The sequence below is a fragment of the Streptomyces sp. NPDC058239 genome, assembly GCF_042882185.1.
In the GTDB taxonomy this organism is placed as follows: domain Bacteria; phylum Actinomycetota; class Actinomycetes; order Streptomycetales; family Streptomycetaceae; genus Streptomyces.
In genome coordinates this window covers 1-1,559 of record NZ_JBHVWS010000146.1, presented here as the reverse complement: position 1 = coordinate 1,559, position 1,559 = coordinate 1, and the positions used below count along the sequence as shown (strand labels likewise).

The following is a 1,559-nucleotide window of genomic DNA, read 5'->3' as shown; positions in this document are numbered from 1 at the left end:
TGGAACGACACGGCTCGGGAGGTTCCGGATGCGACGCTGCCGGAGCTGTTCGAGGCGCAGGTGGCGCGGACTCCGGACGCCCTTGCCTTGGTGAGTGGTGGTGTTGAGCTCACTTACGCGGAGTTGAATGGTCGGGCGAATCGTCTGGCCCGGTATCTGGTGGCGTGTGGTGCGGGTCCGGAGCGGTTGGTGGCGGTTGCTCTGCCGCGTTCGGCCGACCTGTTCGTCGCGTTGCTCGCGGTATTGAAGAGCGGCGCGGCGTACGTGCCGGTGGATCCGGAGTATCCCGCGGACCGGATCGCGTACATGCTGGCCGACGCAGCCCCCGTCCTCGTCCTGACGGACACGGCCACCGCCGGCCTCCTGGTTCAGGAGGGCACTGCCCGCCGTGTTCTGCTCGACGAGCCCGAGGTCCTGCGTGCCGTAGCCGATCAGCGCGATGACGACCTGTCCGACCATGACCGTTTGTCGTCGGTGGTTCCTGTTCATGCGGCGTATGTGATTTATACGTCGGGTTCGACGGGGTGGCCGAAGGGTGTGGTGGTTTCGCATGTGGGTGTGGGGAGTTTGTCGGGGACGCAGGTTGAGGGTCTGGGTGTGGGGTTGGGTTCCCGGGTTCTTCAGTTTGCGTCGGTGAGTTTTGATACGTCGGTCTGGGAAGTCTGGATGGCGTTGTTGTCGGGGGCGGTGTTGGTGGTGCCGTCGTTGGAGGAGCGGGTTGCGGGTGATCCGTTGTCGCGGTTTGTGGTGCGGCATGGGGTGACGCATGCGACGTTGCCGCCGGCGGTGTTGGATGTGTTGGGGGAGGGTGGTCTTCCTGAGGGTCTGACGTTGGTGTTGGCTGGTGAGGCGTCTTCTGCGGGGTTGGTTGATCGTTGGGTTGTGGGGCGTCGGGTGTTCAACTCGTTCGGTCCGACGGAGACGACGGTTGATGTGACGTTGTGGGAGTGTCGGGCTGGTGGTGTGTCGGTGCCGGTGGGGCGTCCGGTGTGGAACACGCGGGTGTATGTGCTGGATGCGGGTTTGTCGCCGGTGGCGGTGGGTGTTGCGGGTGAGTTGTATGTGGCGGGGGCTGGTCTTGCGCGGGGGTATTTGGGCCGTGCGGGTTTGACGGCTGAGCGGTTTGTTGCGGATCCGTTTACTACGGTGTCCGGGTCGCGGATGTATCGGACCGGGGATGTGGTGCGGTGGACTGCGGATGGTGTTCTGGAGTTCGTGGGGCGTGCTGACGCTCAGGTGAAGGTGCGGGGTTTCCGTATCGAGCCGGGTGAGGTCGAGGCGGTCCTGGCGGGGCATGGACAGGTGGCCCGGGCCGCGGTCGTGGTGCGGGAGGACATGCCTGGAGACAAGCGGCTCGTCGCCTACGTCGTACCCACGGCCGATGCCCCCACGGATGACCTGCCGTCGACCGCTGTCACCGTCGAATTGCGCAACCACGTTCGCCGTAGCCTGCCGGACTACATGGTGCCCTCGGCATTCGTGGTGCTGGACGCTCTGCCGTTGACGCCGAACGGGAAGCTGGACCGGCGGGCCCTGCCGGCCCCCACGTACGCGTCGGA

Annotated in this window: 1 protein-coding gene; it reads left to right on the top strand. The window is 65.7% G+C overall.

What is annotated here, in order from left to right; genetic code table 11:
• On the top strand, positions 1 to 1,559 hold a 1,559-nt coding region (locus tag ACFVYE_RS47270; RefSeq protein WP_389609780.1), incomplete at both ends, for an amino acid adenylation domain-containing protein.